We start from the raw sequence: 16,236 nt of genomic DNA, 5'->3' as shown, positions 1-16,236 counted from the left end.
CTTTTTGAAAAAAGGGGTCCCCTCCCCCCTGCACCCCCCTCCCTCCCGAAAAACTTTTAAAGGGTAGTGGAGGGACGGTAAGTCGGAACGAGGCGCGGGGGCAAGACGTTTCGGGGGAAAAGGGGAAGAGACGGAATGCGAAAGGAATGACGGTTGTAGACGGTCTCAATGGAAAAAGCGGGAGGCGGGGAAAGCGAGGGGGGCGAGAATCCTTTCCCCGCCGAGGCCTTCCGGAGAGCCCGGCCGGGCAGGCGCTCTCAGCCGCCGCCGACCGCCGGGAACACGCCGACCCGGTCGCCATCGACCAGGGGGCGGTCCAGGGGCGAGATGACGCCGTTGACGAAAGCGATTTTGACGTCCTCCTCGGCAATGGAGAGCCGCGTGAGAACTTCCAGCACGGTTTCACCAGGCGCGACGGGAAAGGCGGCCGCGTCGGCCGGGGCGCGATCCGCCAGCGTGGCGTAGCATTTGATCTCGATGGGCATGGGGGATTCCTCGCTTTACGACGGTTGTGGGCCGTTGCCCGTCTTGCAGGCAAGGCTCTCGGGATGCGCGCCGCAAGCGCGGCAATCCGGGTTGCGCTGGACAGGGCTTTTTATGAATTCCATGGCCTTTGCGTCGAAAATGAGCAGGTTGTCGCAAAGGAGCTCCCCGGTGCCGGTGAGGTACTTCAACACTTCGGTCGCCTGGATGGTTCCCGTTATGCCGGGCACCGGTCCGAGAAGGCCTTTTTCGGCGCAGGTCGGCGCGCTTTTGGACACATCGCCCATGACGCAGCGGTAGCAGGCGCTTTTTCCGGGCAGCACGGTCATGGTCTGGCCGACGAACTGCAACACGCCGCCCATGGAAAAGGGGATGCCGGCCAGGATGCAGGCGTCGTTGATCAGAAATTTCGTCTGGAAGTTGTCCACGCCGTCCACGACGAAATCGTAGGGTGCGATGATCTCGCCGATATTCGACGCATCGATCCGCGTCTCGTAGGTCCGGACGCAAATGTCGGGATTGAGCCGTTCGAGCTTTTCCCTGGCCGAAACCACCTTGGGCCGGCCGATATCCTCCGTGGTGTGGAGGATCTGGCGTTGCAGGTTGGAGCGGTCCACGACGTCGCAGTCGACGATCCCCAGCACGCCGACCCCGGCCGCGGCCAGATAGTAGGCGACGGGCGAGCCCAGGCCACCCGCGCCGAGGACGAGCACCTTTGCCTGCCTGATCTTGCGCTGCCCTTCGGGGCCGATCTCCGGCAGGACGATGTGGCGGCCGTAGCGCTCCAGGAACATGGCTTCGGATTCCATACGTCTCCCCAGGCTCCCAACGTGTGGCGGCACGGCCCTTGCCGCCATGGGGCGGCCCGGAACAGGCCATGCGGGGGGTGTTACAGGGCGATGTCCGTCATGTCTTTTTCTTTCGGGAAATGGGGTTTCCACCAGGAGTGGAACCGTGCCGTGCCGATTTTTTCTTTGGTCCGCAGAAGTCTGATTATCGTAGCAAGAACGTCCGATTCCCTGGCATCCTTGGGGAAGATATGCCGCAAAAAGGGGCCGAGTGATTTGAATTGCTCTTTTTTCAAGGCATACGCATGCTGCTGCAGGATTATATGCGCCGGCTTGCGATTGGTCTGAAGATAGTAGTCGCTTACGAATTCAAGAATCCTGCATATCTTTATTCTGTTATAGTTACAATATCCGATGATGAGGTCAAAATCAATGTATTCACATGTTGATACGATATCCGGCCAGGAATGGACGAAAATAACCTGGATTCCCTCTTTTTGAAGGGACCCTATGCTCACCTGCGATAGTGGTTTGCTTTCATGCGTACTCAAAATATACTTTTTCATACAGGAAGGGAGGCCTTTCGATCCCGTAGGACTGATGTTCCCGGAAATCATCCCATCTTTTTGAACCCCAGCAAGACGCGGTAGGGCCCGGGGACGCCGGGAGGAGCCAGGGCGACTCGATCGCCACCATGCACGACGGCCGCATCGGGCTGCATCGCTTTTCCGTTCACGAAAATCACCTCGACCATGCCTTCGGAAAGCCCGAGCTGCGCGAGAAGTTCGAGGCCGGTCAGCTCTTGCCTAACGGGCATGATCTTGGGATTGGTCCAATTCTTTTCCCGGAAATACGTGGACAACCCCATGAAGGCCCGGATTTCGACAGCTGATGATTCCGTCACGCCTTCCTCCTTGTCGGTTCATTACCTGAAAGAGCTTCTTTTCGGTGTCCTGTCTCAAAAAGAGCTTGGCGTAAAAGAGAGATTCTGTCCGTTTGGCTTCGATGCGAAGTGGTGAAGCCTTCTCTTCGACAAGAAGAATGCTTGTCCTCCGGTTTCGTGTACGCAGTGGAGGCAGACAGTGTTGCCGTCCGCCTCCACGACGCACCGTTTCTCGCGGGGCACACGCGTGATCCGTCGTTGTGCCCCGTGACGGATAGGGGCTGTTAGAAGTCGAGCACCGAATCGATTTCCTCATCCGTGAAGTCCCAGGTCACGTTGTGCGGCGCGCACTCTTCCTCGAAGAACTCCGGCAGCCGGTCCTGGGCGTTGGTGAGGCCGGCCCGCTTGTTGAAGTCGCGCTCGGTGCGCAGGATGCTCTTGCCGAGTTCGACCACATCGTCCGCGGTCAGGGACAGGTTGTAGCGCGCATTGATCATGTCGATCAGTGCGTTGAACCCGTCGGCGATGTCCAGGATGGCGAAGGCGACGAACAGGCACATGCCGGTGCTGTCCACGGCGGCTGTGGCGATTTGCAGGTTGCGCGACAGCTCCACCTGGCCTTCCTTGCGGAGCGGATCCACAAATCCGCCGACCTTGAGGATGTTGGTGGCGACGGCATAGCCGGCAGTATGGTCGGCGCCCATGGGGGTGGTGGCGTAGGTCAGGCCGACGCCCTTGACCGCGCGCGGGTCGTAGGCCGGGATGGCCTGCTTTTTCACCACGGGCACCCGGGTCAGGCCGTACATCTGGCCGACGGCCGCCGCGCCGCTGCCCATGATCCGGCCCATGGGCGTGCCTTTGCGGATTTCCTTGATGAGTTCAAGGGCGCCCTTGGCGTCGCCCCAGGGGAGGACGCCGCCTTCCATGGCCACGCCGACGGCCACGGTGACGTCGATGGAGTCCACGCCGACGTCATCACATTCGCGGTCGGCATAGGCGATCATGTCCAGGTTATCGATGCAGGCGTTGGCCCCGAGCGCCCAGACGGTCTCGTATTCGAAGCCGCTGGTGAGGTATTTGCCTTCCTTGTCATGATAGTGCTGGGAGCAGCGGATGACGCAACCGGCATGGCAGCCATGGGTGGTCTTGCCGCCGCGGGACTCGATCACTTCCGCCATGGTTTCGCCGCCGATATCGTTGGCCCAGTCGTTGCGGCCGGTGCGGAAGTTCTTGGTGGGCAGGCCGCCGGCTTCGTTGAGGATGTTGACCAGGATGTTGGTGCCGTACTTCGGCAGGCCCTGGCCGGTGACCGGGTGGGTGGTCAGGGCGGTGGTGAAACGCTTAGAGGCGCTTTTGAAGGCCTCAACATTAGCGATCTCGACCTTGCCCGCGCCGGTGTCGTCGATGACGATGGCCTTGATCTTTTTGGAGCCCATGACCGCGCCCAGGCCGCCGCGACCGGCGCTGCGGATGTTGCTCTGGGGGTCGGCAAAGGAGATGTTGGCGGCGGTCAGGCGCATTTCGCCCGCCGGTCCGATGATGGCCACGCCGACCTTGGGGCCGTATTTCTCCTGCAGAACCTTGATGGCTTCGTAGTTGCCCATGCCGATGGTCTCAGCCGGGGCTTCGTCGAAGGTCACGCCGTCCATGGTGATCTTGACCACATAATAGGCGTCTTCGGCCGGAATTTCCTCGAATACGAGGGCCTTGATGTCCATCTTGGACATTTTCTGGCCAAAGGTGCCGCCGGTGTTGCTTTCCTTGATGCCGCCGGTGAGCGGGCTTTTCGCGCCGCAGGAAAGCCGGCCGGAGTTGGCGGCGCTCGTTCCGGTCAGGTAGCCGGGGGCGAAAACGAGCTTGTTGTAATGGCCAAGCGGATGGCAGGATGCCTTGACCTCATTGGCCACAACCGTGGAAGTCAGGCCGCGTCCGGCCAGGGCGGCGTAGTTTTCCGGGCATTCCTCGGTCGTTATCTTTTTGGACTTCATGTCAACTCTGATAAATTTGGGCATATCCCCTCCGCTGGTTATGATGGACGTGCAACATTGTTCTCGCATCGACAAACAAGGAGATGAAATTTTTTTGGAGGTATGTTGCAGTCCATCCGGTTTATTTTGGATACGAGGCAATCCCCACAGCCCTTTCGAGTCCCCAGCGCCTGGCGGAGAGGCCCTGCGCCGTTTTCTTCGGTTAAAAATAGCAAGTCTTGAGCCAAAAAAAATATCTATAATATCAATGTTTTGAAATTCAAGCTTCGGATTGTTTTGAGAAAAAATGGTACCGATTGGCCAGCGGGGTGACGCTGCGGGCGATAAAGTGGTGCTTTTTGTATGTTAAATTAAATATTACAACAAGTTCTGGCCATGGCAAAAATGACCCAGGCAACCCCCTGCCTTGGGTCAAAAGTATACGTTGTCTCACGATAGCGTGCGAATCGTGACGAATGTGGGGGAGGGCGCTCCCGCACGCTTTCGGTGGGGCGGGTGCCGGACAGGGCCGGCTTTCCGGCCATTCGTCAATTCCCGGACCGCGAAAAGGGATGTTTTGCCCTTGCCCCTGTTTCTTTTCGAAAAGGCGGCGGGGAAAACATGGCGGTCGTCGGCCATTTTCCCTTTCTGCCCAAGGTCCGCCAACAGGCCGCCAACCTGTGGGAGCTGGAAAACAATCCCCGCGAGGGCGATTTCGGTCCCGAACGGGCCGAGGCGTTTCTACGCAGGCCGGTGTCGTGGCCCTGACCGGCGCATTCTTCCCCAATCATATGTTCGCCGGGCTTCTCCGTCTGTGCCGACCCCGGGCCTTTGTGCTCATGCTGGGAGATTTCGTGCCGTTTACGCCGCTGCTCTTCGATTCGGAGAAAGTACTTCGCTGTGTCAGCCAGGGAGGAAATTACCGGCAAATTCAGGGGGAAGCAGCTGACCATGTTCGAGCAACAGCCCTGAGGCCTGGAGCTCGCAGCGCCACAAGGGAATTTTCTCCCGGTTTGGACATCTTGCGTGTCTTAGCGCATGGTGGGGAGAAAAAAAGGCTGGAGGGTCTCATGAGCACATTCGTGATTCATCCCATCGTGTTGGGGACCAAGGAATTCGACAAGGGCATGATGACCTACCAGGTCGACTACGGGCAGCCCTACACCATTCCCATTTATGGCTGGTACCTGGAAGGGGGCGACAAGCGCATCCTGGTGGACACCGGGGAGATGCGGCCCGTGGTTTCCGCGGCCAGGGAGGCGGCCATCGGGGGACCGATCCATGCCTTTGCCGAGGGGTTGGCCCGCTTCGGCCTGACGCCCGGCGATATCGACGTGGTGGTGCACACCCATCTCCACAACGACCACTGCGAAAACGACAGCCTGTGCGAAAATGCCGTGTTCTACGTCCACGAAAAGGAATTGGCCCACGCCTGCAATCCGCATCCGCTCGATTACCGCTATAACGAGGAATTCATCGAGGACGTGGCGGAAGCCGGGCAGATCGTGACCCTGTCCGAGGATACGGAAATCGCACCCGGCCTGCGCATGGTCCATACCCCGGCCCATACGGAAGGCGGCATGTCCGTGTTCGTGGACACGCCGGCTGGCTCGGCCGTTATCACCGGCTTTTGCGTCATCCGGGAGAACCTTTTCCCGCCCAAATCGGTAACGGCCCGGGAAATGGAGGTCATCCCGCCCGGGACCTGCATCAACAGCTACGACGCCTATGACATTGTGCGGCGGATTCGGGACGCGGCGGACATCGTCATCCCGCTTCATGAGCCGTCGTTTGCCACGGGCGCGCCCATCGGCCTAAAGTAATTGCCCCCGGGGCCTGACCAGGGAGGGGATGTATTATCCCCTCGCGGTGGACCGGCCTTCATCTTTCGGTTGGACGAGGAGCCGTGAAGCGGGGAGGGGGGTGATTTTCCCGCTCCTGCCCATGTCTTCCCGAGAAAGTGGGACCAGTGTGGGACCAAAATGAGGTGGGATAAAAAAAAGGGATCAGCCTTTCGGCTGACCCCTTGAAATTTTGGTGCGCCCGGAAGGATTCGAACCTTCGACCTACGGATTCGTAGTCCCGTATTTTATCCTTCCCGTATCTTCCCGCTTCTCCTGTTACATATTGACTTTTAAGCTTTTCCTGCCTAGCTTCTATCCCATCAAGTCCTTTTTTGTCCCCTGCGTTCATCGATAAAGTGGGGACATAGTGGGGACAAGAGACCTTCGGACTTCTCGGCAATCCGAGGGCAAGGGGTGGACAAATGAGCTATCTATGGCACTCTTCAAAATTTAAGGGCGTTCGTTTTCGGGAGCATCCAACCCGCAAGCACGGCATCGTGGCGGACCGCTATTTCGTCATCCGTTTTCAGCTAGACGGCAAACGCCGTGAAGAGGCGCTAGGGTGGGCTTCCCAGGGCTGGACCGAGCAGAAGGCAGCTTTAGAGCTGGAGAAGCTTCGGACCTCAGGCAGAATCGGAGACGGCCCCTGTTCGCTTCGGGAAAAGCGCAAGGAGCAAGAAGCCAAGCGTCAAGCCGAAGCAGAAGCCGAGACCGCCCGGAAGGTTCAAGAGGAACGCGACAACCTTACCTTCAACCGCTTTTTCGCGGACACATACATGCCGCAGCAAAAAGCCGACGGGAAAAGCGCCAGATCAGTAGCCCGGGAAGACGAGTTTGCCCGGCTATGGATCGGGCCAGCGTTCGGCAGTAAACCCTTGCGGAAAATTGCCCCGCTGGACCTGGAACGCCTCAAAAAGAACATGATGAATGCCGGCAGGGCGGCCCGTTCGATTTCGTACTGTTTGGCCGTCGCGCGCCAAGTTTTTAACCATGCCAAGCGCCTAGGTCTCTATGACGGTGAGGCCCCAACCGCCAAGGTAAAGAAGCCCACCGAGGACAACCGCCGCGTCCGGTTTCTGTCACACGAAGAAGCCGACCGCCTGCTTGAGGCCTTGGCCCTGAAAAGCCCTAACGTCCACGATATGGCCCTGTTGTCTCTGCATTGTGGCCTTCGCGCCGGGGAAATCTTTGGACTTGAGTGGGGAGACGTGGACATGGAACGCGGCGTCATCACGATCCGGGGCACGTCCGTCAAAGCGGGTACGCGCACCAAAAGCGGGAAGACTCGCCCGGCCATTATGACCGACGCCGTCAAGGAGATGTTTGCCCAACGCGTTCACGGGCAGCATCATGACCTCGTTTTCCCTGACCGGAGCGGTAAGAAGGCTGTCCAGGTTTCGGACAGCTTCAACCGGGTGGTAAGCGCCCTAGGATTTAATGAAGGCGTCGAGGATGACCGCCAGAAGGTGGTCTTTCATAAGGACCCAACGCGCCATGATGATCCGGCCTTAAAGGTCAAGATCGTCCGAGCCAAGTTGCGCGACATGGTCAGCGGCAGACTGTCACGAGTCCAGAAGATGCTGATCGAAACAATGGTCCCCATGTATTTGGAGCTCTTAGACATGCAAAACACCTACGGCACTCCAGGATTCGACTTTGACCGCTATGTCCGTGTGCAAAATCTCTTTCGCACGAACCTTGGCCAGCTTGCCAACGCGGCCAAGGGTTACGGCCAGAAGGACCCCGAGTCCTGGGGCGTCAACCTGTCCGAGGTCTTGAAGGATGCCTAAGCCCAAGGCCAAGCCCCGCAGCAACGACGACATCCTTGCCGCCTGGAACGCACCGGGGGCGGCGGGCTTTCGTCACTGGCTTGCCGACGTGAAGCCCCGCATCCTGACCAAGGGCAACGCCTGGGAGCCCGTGGCCCTCGAACCCTGGCAGAACGCCTTTATCGTCGAAGCCCTGGAGCCCGGCGACGGCAAGCCCTTCCGGTATTCCATCGTCCTGCATGTGACCCCGCGCCGCCATTCCAAGAGCACGCTTTTTGCCCTGCTTGCCCTGTGGCTTTTCACCAGTCGGAGCAACCAGACCATCCAGGCCTTGGGCAACTCCGAAATCCATTGCGAGAAGGTGCAGATGCGGACCCTTCGGGGGATCATCCGCAACACCCCGGCGCTCAAGGCCATGATCGGGGAAGAGAACCTTCGCAAGCAGGCCATCGAATATCCGGCCATGGGCAACATCATCCAGGCGTCCACCGTGACCATGAGCGGGGCCTTTGGCGACAAGCTGAACCTGCTTTGGGTCTCGGACTTCCACGCCTGCCCGGACACCGGGCCTTTCGACGCCTATCAAGCCTCGCTTCTCGATTCCGAGGGCACGCTTTGCCTGATCGACTCGAACACCGACCATGAGGGCGGGCACGTTCACGGACTGGAAATGCTGGCCGAGACGGACCCGGGCATCCTGTGCCGCCGGATCGAGTATCCCGACCTGGAAACCTACCTGCGCGAGGCCCCGGCCTGGATCGACCGGGAAAAGGTGGTCCGGCTTCAGAAGACGCAGCTTCCCACGGCCTTCTCCCGCGACATCCTGGGCAAACGCTCCAGCGCCCGCAACGCGCTTTTCCCGGCCGAGGTCATCACCTTGTGCCGCGCCGAAATCCCGTGTCCGTTCCCGCCTGACCGCCTGGAGGACCTGACCGGCGGGCGCAAGTACGTCATCGGCGGGGGCCTGGACCGTTCCAAGAAGCTCTTCGGCGGCGACAACACGGTTTGGACCACGACCTTGAAGGTGGCGTCGGCCAAGGACGCGGAGCCGGAATATTTCGTCCTCAACCAGGACGTGGTGGTCCCGAACCATGCCCGGTGCATCAAGAAGGCCATCCTTGAGGACCATCGCCGTTACAACCTGGATGCCGTGACCCTGGAGCAATACGAGGTGGCCGACCTCAAGCCCTGGTTGGATGACCAGGACATCCCGGCCGAGGTCCTTTCCGCCACCAGCACGAACCAGAACCTTTCCTTCGTCGAACTGCACCGGATCGCCAAGGAAGGCCGGCTTCACTTCTCCCAGGACCTTGAGGTGCTGACAAGCGAGATGCGGACCTTCGTTTACGAGGAAAAGCGGGACGGCAATTACACCTTCGGCCATTCCTCGCAGAAGTTCCACGACGACACAGTGTATTCCCTCAACTGGTCCGTCTTTGCGACCCGGGCGGCGGTCCTGTCGGTCTATGCCCTCAAGCGCATCGAATGCCGCAATCTGCGTCCCACGCGGAGCCTGTGCTTTCTCATGGGCGGAGACATGGAGCTTTTATGCAAGCACGAGTGCGCGGCCTATCACGAGGTCGCGGAGATGTTCCGGGGCTACATGCGGCTTCGGATGGACGACGACCATACCTTGCCCGGCTTCTATGCGGCTTACGTGAAGCTCGACGGGCCGCGCATCTATCAGGGGGTGTAAGCGATGCTTTTTGAACCGCAGGGGCCGGCGCTTGTGGCCGAGATGTTCCGGGGGGCGCTTTATGCCCTCAACCGGGACCGTAAACGGGATGCGGCCAAGCGTTTGGACTTTTACCACGACGGCCAGCTTGAGCATTTGCAGGAAGTGCTTGCCCTCAAGTTCGCGGAGCCGGCCAAGCTGACGCACTGCTTCGTGAACATCGTCAAGAAAGTGGTGGACCTGAAGGCCCGGGTCTATGCCGACGAGCCCAAGCGGAGCGTGGACGGGATCGAGTCCGACAAGGCCCTTTACGCGGAGATTGCCGAACAGGCCGCGCTCTCTATCAAGATGAAGACGGCCAGCCGGTACGTGAAGCTCTGCAAGACCTGCCTTGCCCGCCCCGTTTGGCGCAACGGTCGCCTGGACCTGGACATCCTGACCCCGGACATTCTGGACGTGACCACGGGCGAAAGCCCCGAGGACATCCAGGCCGTGCTGGTCACGCACTACCCGGACAATGGGAAGAGCGAGGAAGTCACCTATGCCTTGTGGACCCCGGAGACGTGGCAGCGCCTGGACTACCGGGGGAACCAGACGGATGGCGGCCCGAACCCCTACGGCGTGTTGCCCTTCGTGCCCCTGTGGGACCGCGCCCCCACGGATTCCTTTTGGATCGCGGGCGGGGAAGACCTGATCGTCATGCAAGAGGCCGTGAACAAGGCCCTGGTGGACTTGCTCCATACCCTGGAGTTTCAGGGCTTCGGCCTGGGCTGGGTTCGCGGAGCCGAGGGCGGCGGCATCCTCGACACCGGGCCGGGCAAGATCATCGAGCTTCCCAAGGAAGGCGAGCTTGGCATTGCCGCGCCCCAGGCCCCCATTGACGAGGTGGTGGGCGCAATCGACCGCTTGATGAAGTGGTGCGCCGTCTCCAACGGCCTGCCGGGCTCTTCCATGAGCGTGGACCCGACCGACGAAAGCGGCGTCTCCAAGATCGTGGGCAACGTGGAGCTTGAGGAGTCCCGCCGCGATGACATCGCGCTTTGGCGCATGTACGAGCGCCGGCTTTTCGCCGTCCTGCGGACCGTCTGGAACCACCACAACCCCGGCCGCAAGCTCTCCGACGCCGCGACCCTGGCCGTCGATTTTGCCGACCCCAAACCGGACACCAGCGAGAAGGACCAGGCCGCGACCTGGGAGCTTCTTTTGTCCATGGGCCTCATTTCCCCCGTGGACGCCGTCATGGAGCGAAACCCCGACCTCGCCACCAGGGAAGACGCCTTGGCCTACCTGATCCAGGTGCGCGACGAGACGGCCGCCCTCAAGGAACAGCAAATTTAGCGCCCACGCAGGCGTAAAACGCGAGGAGATCACCATGGAAGACCAGAACCAGCAGCAGGACCAGACCCCGAACCAGGGCCAGCAGGGCACACCCGGGACCGCCCCCGACAAAGGCGAAAAGACCGTGCCCTATGAGCGGTTCCAGAAGGTCAACGACGCCAAGAAGGCGGCCGAGGAAACGCTTTCCGGGATCGTCACCGAGCTTTTGGAGGACATCCCGGAGGACCTGCGGGACATCGTGCCCGACCTGCCGCCGGCCGAGAAGATCAAATGGATTCGCGCCGCCCACAAGAAAGGCGTTTTCGGCGGCCGCGCTCCCGAGCCCAACGGCCCGGACAGCAAGCGGCCCGGCGGGAAGCCTCCCGTCGATTTCTCGAACATGACCCCGCAAGCCATCATGGCGACCGGGTACAAGTCCTAAGAGGAAACCACCATGTTGACCCTGACCGAAGCCAGCAAGCTGATTCAGAACCCCTTGCAGCGGGGCGTTGTGGAAATTTTCCCCCGGTCCTCGGCGGTGCTGGAGCGCCTGCCCTTCATGGACGTGGCCGGAAACGCCTACGCCTGGAACCAGGAACAGACCCTGCCCGGCATCGGCTTCCGTGGCTACAATGATACCTACACCGAGAGCACGGGCGTCATCAATCCGATGACCGAAGCCTTGAAGATCTTCGGCGGCATTTCCAAGGTGGACCGTGCCCAGGTGAAGACCCAAGGCAAGATCAACGACATCCGGGCCACGCACGACGCCATGAAAGCCAAGGCGGCGGCCCTGGAGTTCACCCGGGTCTTCTTCAAGGGCGATGCCGAAGCGGACGCCCTGGCCTTCGACGGCCTGGAAAAGCGCCTGACCGGCAATCAGGTCCTCGCGGCCGGAACCGCCGCCGGCGGCGCGGCCCTGACCCTCGACATGCTGGACCAGCTCATGGACGCCGTCCAGGGCGGGCCGGACGTGCTCTTCATGAACAAGACCATGCGCCGCAAGGTCAACGCCCTCATGCGGGCCAGCAATCAGGCCACGGAACCCATTTCCGACGCCTTCGGCCGTCCCATCTACGCCTATGCCGGCATTCCCATCGGCGTGATCGAGCAGGACAAGGACGGGGCCGAAATCCTGGCCTTCGACGAGCAGGATGCCCAGGCGACCCCGGCCGACGCCGCTTGCACCAGCATCTATGCCGTGCGCTTCGGTGCCCAGGAATGGGTTTCCGGTCTCCAGGCCACGGGCGGCATGGAAGTCATCGACCAGGGCTTGCAAGGCATTTTTTATCAGACCCTGATCGAGTGGATTTGCTCGATCACGGTCTTTCACCCGAAGGCGGCCGCCCGCTTGAAGGCCATCAAGAACGCGTAAACGCTTCCAGGATTCCCCATCCTGAAGGCTTTCATGCGCCTGTTGGTACGGCCTTGGATCAAGGCGCGCCCGAGGGAGGGCGAAAAGGCCGCCCCGGACCCGCCGGAGTCCGAAAACGCCCGCAAGGGTTCCGGCAATTTTTCAAGCGAGGGATGAACCATGGCCGAAGTGCTCACAGGGTCTAACAGCTACGTCACCACGGACGAGGCGACCGCCTACTTCGAGGACCGCCTTCACGCCGACGCTTGGACGAGCGCCAGCGCCAACAATCAGGCCAAGGCCCTGGTGACGGCCGCCGTGCTCCTGGATCGGCATATCGTCTGGCAGGGGGCCAAGGCTTCCCCGGACCAGGGCATGGAGTGGCCGCGCCTGGGCATTCCTGGCCTCACCCTCACGACCACGCCCAAGGCGCTCAAGGTTGCGCAGATGGAGCTTGCCCTTGTGCTTCTGGCCAAGGACACCACGGCCATGCCCGAGACGGCCGGCATGAAGTCCATCCAGGCCGACACCATCAAGATTGAGGTGGACCCGGGCGACCGCGTGAAGGTCATCCCGGACCAAGTCTTCGCCCTGGTGGCTCCCTATGGCTTCCGTAGCGGCGGCTTGCGCTCCATAAGCCTGCGGAGGGCCTAGCCATGGGACTGCGTGCTGTACTGGCCCACGCCACGGCCACGGCGTTCACGGCCCTGGGGGACATTCCGGCCGACATCCTCATTCGTCGCACAGAAACCGGCGAGTATGACCCCGTGTCCGGCGAATACACGGACGAAGTGGTTACGGACTATCCCTGCCAGGGCCTCCTGACCGGGTACAATGACTTCCTGATCGACGGCACACGCATCAAGACCGGCGACCGAAAGCTCTCCATTCGGCAGGCGGAAATACCCATCCGCCCCACGGTGAGCGACCAAGTTGTCATCGGTGGGGAGTCGTGGGCCATCGTCAACGTCGAAGCGGACGCGGCGTCCATCCTCTGGAAGCTGCAAATCAGGTCGTAGGTCATGGCCGACAAGTATCTCGACGACCTTCTTAAGTTCCAGCACGCCGTGAACCAGCGGGCGACCGGGCTTGCCGAAGACATGGTCCGGGAGCTTCGGGCCGCCCGTGCGGACATTGTAGGCAAGCTGGCGGCCCTGGCCGACGATGCCGGGGATAACTTCGCGGACATGCCCCTAAGCCGCAAGAAAGCCCTTCTGGAGGCCCAGGCGGCGGCTATCGACAAGGTGCTTGCCCAAGTCTACGCCACGGCCGGCGACCAGCTTCACGAGGCCGGGCAAGACGTGATCCAGGCCAGCGCCACGCAGACAGCCGCGGCTATGTCGGAATTGGCCGGCGGGGCGGCGGTCGGCCTCGGCACGGCCTTCACCCTGGACATGACGAAAGCCTGGTTCGAGTCCTCGACCGTGGAGGGCCTGACCATCAACGACTTCCTGGGGAAGCTCCAGGCGTCGGCCCGGGACCGCATCATCAGCGCCGGCCGGCGGGCCCTGATCGAAGGCAAAGGCGTCCAGGCAGCGGCCCGGATGATCCGACAAGAGGGAATTGAAGGCAGCGTCCCCGGCCTGGAAGGGCTGGCCCGGACCTACCTTCTTTCCGCCAGCAACTACGCCCGGGAAACGATCATCGAAGAGAAATTTTCCGACGTGGTGAAGGGCTGGAAGCGCATGGTCGTGCTCGACGGCCGCACCTGCGTTGCCTGCGGGAGCATGGACGGCAAGATTTACAAGCCTGGGGAGCCGCGTCCCTCTCTGCCGGCGCACTGGCGTTGCCGCTGCCTCTACACGGTGGTGACGCCCACGTGGCGGGACCTGGGCGTGGACATCGACGAGATGGCCGACACGGGCCGCACCACGGTCAAGCACACGGGCAAGACCGTCCACCACAAGGACGGCAGCACCAGCACGAAATTCAAGGTGGCCGAGGTTGACCGGACCCGGCCCGGGGAGAATTATGCCGCCTGGATGAAGCGCCAGCTTGAGGAAGACCCGGCCTTTGTGCGCCGCGTCCTGGGGAAGACCCGGTTCGAGCTTTTCAAGGCCGGCAAGCTGTCCCTGTCGGGGATGGTGACGGACGGGCGGATCAAGAAATTGTCGGAGCTGTAATTTCTACCTCAAGGAGATATTTTGTTATGGAAGGAAGTAAGCCAATTGAGCGTGACGAATTTTTCAAGCAACTCGACAAAATATACAAGGAATCATCAAGTATTCGTGTTTCTTCAGAAATAGAAGCGAGGAAGAAAGCTCTTCGCGTATGCTCAGAAGCCGCCAGCATTATGGAGTTTTATGATGACCATATACCGTTTGCTCAAATTGTGCATAACGACAGAAAGAATGGAGTAGTTTCTTTAACAATCAAGATAGAAGGCCGCGTTTGTAAAACTATTAAGGTCTCAGGCGGATCTGTATTTGTCGATCAATCAGTGGTTCTCGAACCGGATGATTGGGATAAGGATAAATTTGAGGCGATAATTCAAGAGACGGCTATAGATATTGCCAAGCACGCTTAACTAAGACCAAGAAGACTCTAACTTTATAGGCGGTTTGGTGTAATGCCGGGCCGCTTTTTTGTGGCCCATCATCCGTGCAATTCTGCTACTGCGTCCCTGATTTCCTTGTCTGTCGGCTGGGCAATGTCACGCTTGCAATAGATCATGAGCAGAAAGACGTTCTCCGAGCCATCAAAGTACATGATGACGCGGAGCCCGCCACGCTTCCCGATCTTGTACGCTTTGAGCCCGAGCCGATCCTTCCATAGCATCTTGTGCCGCTGGATTTGATCGCCACGCGGTGCGGATTGCTCCAGGCTCTTCAGATAATCGACAAGCTCTTGCTTGAAGGCGGGATAGCGAGAAAGGATGTCCTTCGCCTGCCGCTTGAAGGTGGGCGAAAGTTTGACCGTGAAGGTCATTGGAAAAGGTCGGAGTCGCGCCAGTCGGTGAACTTGTCCTTGTTCGCCTGGACCGCCTGTTCCAAGTCATCCAGGAGCGCCCGACGTTCGGGAGTGGCGACCATGGAAAGGTTTTCCGCCAGCGCGTCCCAATCGTCCAAGGCGTCCTCAAAAAGCGGCTTCAGTACGCGAAGACGCGGATGCCGGGCGAGCTTTGAGATAAACACGATGAGCGCGTCCCGGGCCCGGGTGACGCTTGTATAGAGCCCTTCCAGATCGGTTTCGGCCTTCTGGGCCTCTTCCCTGGAGGTAAGGAGGGCCTTTTCACCCATCTTGCTCAGGGCAATGGCCTGCCGGGCAAGGTCCATATCCCTTTCCGACCTCGCCTTCAGACACCGCCCGGCGGAGGCGGCAACTCGCATATGGGCAAGGAGCCCGGCAAAGGCCGCCGCGTTGGCCGGTTCGCTGAAAGTTGGCGTGCTCATGGGGCTACCATGTCCACGGGGAGGGTGGAAGTCAAGGGCAGGTGGGACAAGAAGGGAGCCGGCTTTTTTTGAAGCTGGCCATGTTTTTGGATGCGATAGCGTCCCCCACCTAAAAACTTATTATCGATAACTTGCCCTGTCTATTTGTTTACTGGTATCTTTCTCAAAAAAGGGGAAGTACATGAAAACATTTTTGGCGGCGTTGGTCACCGTTTCTTTGTGGGCCTCGGCAGCCTTTGCACTTGATTGCGACAAACAACAAGCGCAGCTTATACTTGACACAATGCAAAAAAATTACAGCTTAAAATATGACGACTCTGGTGTTAGCTTGCACATCGATATGAATGGCGGGTGGGACAGCATGAATATAGATAGAAAAAATCGATTTCTCAGGCTAATTGCCGACTCTGACGCCTGCATTCGTGACAAGGCAAGAGGCATATTCATCTATTCATGGGGTGACAAAGTCGCGGAAGCATCCCCTCTGTTCGGCCTCAAGGTTATAAAATAAGGTTATTACGCCCCGGATCGCCGCGGCTCTTTTTGTGACGAGAGAAACTGGCCGCTTGACGTTGGCTAAACCGTGGGGTAGAAAGATAGAAAAGGTGGAAGACATGAGCGCAATCAACATCAAAAATATCCCCGACGAGATCCACCGCGAAGCCAAGGCCGCCGCCGCGAGAGCCGGCATATCCATGCAGGCTTGGATAATTGAAGCCATAAGGGAGAAGCTGGAAAGGACGAAAGCCTGAAAATATCAACAG

Annotated in this window: 20 protein-coding genes; 13 read left to right on the top strand and 7 right to left on the bottom strand. The window is 59.9% G+C overall.

What is annotated here, in order from left to right; translation table 11 throughout:
* Window positions 1–257: 257 nt before the first annotated feature.
* The 5 genes from ACMZ6R_RS08810 to ACMZ6R_RS08790 form a co-directional block, all read right to left on the bottom strand.
* The gene (locus ACMZ6R_RS08810) at window positions 258–485 is read right to left on the bottom strand and encodes a MoaD/ThiS family protein (RefSeq protein ID WP_416110556.1); all 228 of its coding nucleotides are present in this window, start codon (window positions 483–485) and stop codon (window positions 258–260) included.
* Between the two features lie 15 nt (window positions 486–500).
* Window positions 501–1,292: a HesA/MoeB/ThiF family protein gene (locus ACMZ6R_RS08805; protein ID WP_416110555.1), complete on the bottom strand. Its 792-nt coding sequence runs from the start codon at window positions 1,290–1,292 to the stop codon at window positions 501–503.
* Between the two features lie 80 nt (window positions 1,293–1,372).
* Complete coding sequence (locus tag ACMZ6R_RS08800; RefSeq protein ID WP_416110554.1) at window positions 1,373–1,837, bottom strand: hypothetical protein; 465 nt, start codon at window positions 1,835–1,837, stop codon at window positions 1,373–1,375.
* Between the two features lie 47 nt (window positions 1,838–1,884).
* The gene (locus tag ACMZ6R_RS08795) at window positions 1,885–2,175 is read right to left on the bottom strand and encodes a MoaD/ThiS family protein (protein WP_416110553.1); all 291 of its coding nucleotides are present in this window, start codon (window positions 2,173–2,175) and stop codon (window positions 1,885–1,887) included.
* Between the two features lie 263 nt (window positions 2,176–2,438).
* Window positions 2,439–4,166, bottom strand: coding sequence for an aldehyde ferredoxin oxidoreductase C-terminal domain-containing protein (locus ACMZ6R_RS08790; protein WP_416110552.1), 1,728 nt, complete (start codon window positions 4,164–4,166; stop codon window positions 2,439–2,441).
* A 576-nt stretch (window positions 4,167–4,742) separates the two neighbouring features.
* On the opposite strand from ACMZ6R_RS08790, the gene ACMZ6R_RS08785 reads away from it, so the two are divergent.
* The 11 genes from ACMZ6R_RS08785 to ACMZ6R_RS08735 all read left to right on the top strand — a co-directional run bounded on the left by ACMZ6R_RS08785 (window position 4,743) and on the right by ACMZ6R_RS08735 (window position 14,607).
* A complete protein-coding gene (locus tag ACMZ6R_RS08785) occupies window positions 4,743–4,889 on the top strand; it encodes a hypothetical protein (RefSeq protein WP_416110551.1) in 147 nt (48 codons plus the stop codon).
* A gap of 302 nt (window positions 4,890–5,191) precedes the next feature.
* On the top strand, window positions 5,192–5,944 hold the full coding sequence (locus ACMZ6R_RS08780; RefSeq protein WP_416110550.1) for an N-acyl homoserine lactonase family protein: 753 nt from the start codon (window positions 5,192–5,194) through the stop codon (window positions 5,942–5,944).
* A gap of 443 nt (window positions 5,945–6,387) precedes the next feature.
* Window positions 6,388–7,755, top strand: a complete 1,368-nt coding sequence (locus ACMZ6R_RS08775) for a tyrosine-type recombinase/integrase (protein ID WP_416110549.1) — start codon at window positions 6,388–6,390, stop codon at window positions 7,753–7,755.
* Window positions 7,748–9,430: a hypothetical protein gene (locus tag ACMZ6R_RS08770; RefSeq protein WP_416110548.1), complete on the top strand. Its 1,683-nt coding sequence runs from the start codon at window positions 7,748–7,750 to the stop codon at window positions 9,428–9,430. Before ACMZ6R_RS08775 ends, ACMZ6R_RS08770 begins: the two co-directional genes overlap by 8 nt.
* A gap of 3 nt (window positions 9,431–9,433) precedes the next feature.
* The gene (locus ACMZ6R_RS08765) at window positions 9,434–10,747 is read left to right on the top strand and encodes a hypothetical protein (RefSeq protein WP_416110547.1); all 1,314 of its coding nucleotides are present in this window, start codon (window positions 9,434–9,436) and stop codon (window positions 10,745–10,747) included.
* 34 nt (window positions 10,748–10,781) lie between these two features.
* Window positions 10,782–11,168 (top strand): hypothetical protein, encoded by a 387-nt coding sequence (locus ACMZ6R_RS08760; protein WP_416110546.1) that lies wholly within the window; start codon window positions 10,782–10,784, stop codon window positions 11,166–11,168.
* A 12-nt stretch (window positions 11,169–11,180) separates the two neighbouring features.
* Entirely contained in the window at window positions 11,181–12,101 is a 921-nt protein-coding gene (locus ACMZ6R_RS08755) for a major capsid protein (protein WP_416110545.1), read from the top strand.
* Between the two features lie 159 nt (window positions 12,102–12,260).
* A complete protein-coding gene (locus ACMZ6R_RS08750; RefSeq protein ID WP_416110544.1) occupies window positions 12,261–12,734 on the top strand; it encodes a DnaT-like ssDNA-binding protein in 474 nt (157 codons plus the stop codon).
* Window positions 12,735–12,736: 2 nt separating this feature from the next.
* Entirely contained in the window at window positions 12,737–13,099 is a 363-nt protein-coding gene (locus ACMZ6R_RS08745; protein ID WP_416110543.1) for a head-tail joining protein, read from the top strand.
* 3 nt (window positions 13,100–13,102) lie between these two features.
* Entirely contained in the window at window positions 13,103–14,203 is a 1,101-nt protein-coding gene (locus ACMZ6R_RS08740) for a phage minor head protein (RefSeq protein ID WP_416110542.1), read from the top strand.
* A gap of 26 nt (window positions 14,204–14,229) precedes the next feature.
* The gene (locus tag ACMZ6R_RS08735; protein WP_416110541.1) at window positions 14,230–14,607 is read left to right on the top strand and encodes a hypothetical protein; all 378 of its coding nucleotides are present in this window, start codon (window positions 14,230–14,232) and stop codon (window positions 14,605–14,607) included.
* A gap of 68 nt (window positions 14,608–14,675) precedes the next feature.
* On the opposite strand, the gene ACMZ6R_RS08730 is transcribed toward ACMZ6R_RS08735, so the two are convergent.
* Together ACMZ6R_RS08730 and ACMZ6R_RS08725 are read right to left on the bottom strand one after the other, a co-directional pair.
* Window positions 14,676–15,008 carry a hypothetical protein gene (locus tag ACMZ6R_RS08730; protein ID WP_416110540.1) on the bottom strand — a complete coding sequence of 111 codons (333 nt, stop codon included), beginning with the start codon at window positions 15,006–15,008 and terminating at the stop codon, window positions 14,676–14,678.
* On the bottom strand, window positions 15,005–15,355 hold the full coding sequence (locus ACMZ6R_RS08725) for a hypothetical protein (protein WP_416110539.1): 351 nt from the start codon (window positions 15,353–15,355) through the stop codon (window positions 15,005–15,007). Before ACMZ6R_RS08725 ends, ACMZ6R_RS08730 begins: the two co-directional genes overlap by 4 nt.
* Before the next feature lie 298 nt (window positions 15,356–15,653).
* On the opposite strand from ACMZ6R_RS08725, the gene ACMZ6R_RS08720 reads away from it, so the two are divergent.
* A complete protein-coding gene (locus tag ACMZ6R_RS08720) occupies window positions 15,654–15,983 on the top strand; it encodes a hypothetical protein (RefSeq protein ID WP_416110538.1) in 330 nt (109 codons plus the stop codon).
* 103 nt (window positions 15,984–16,086) lie between these two features.
* Window positions 16,087–16,224: a FitA-like ribbon-helix-helix domain-containing protein gene (locus ACMZ6R_RS08715; protein ID WP_416110537.1), complete on the top strand. Its 138-nt coding sequence runs from the start codon at window positions 16,087–16,089 to the stop codon at window positions 16,222–16,224.
* The last annotated feature ends 12 nt before the right edge of the window (window positions 16,225–16,236 follow it).

This window comes from Solidesulfovibrio sp. C21 (assembly GCF_047785625.1).
Lineage (GTDB): Bacteria > Desulfobacterota > Desulfovibrionia > Desulfovibrionales > Desulfovibrionaceae > Solidesulfovibrio.
The sequence above is the reverse complement of the archived record's forward strand: the minus strand, read 5'-3'. Positions and strand labels throughout refer to the sequence as shown.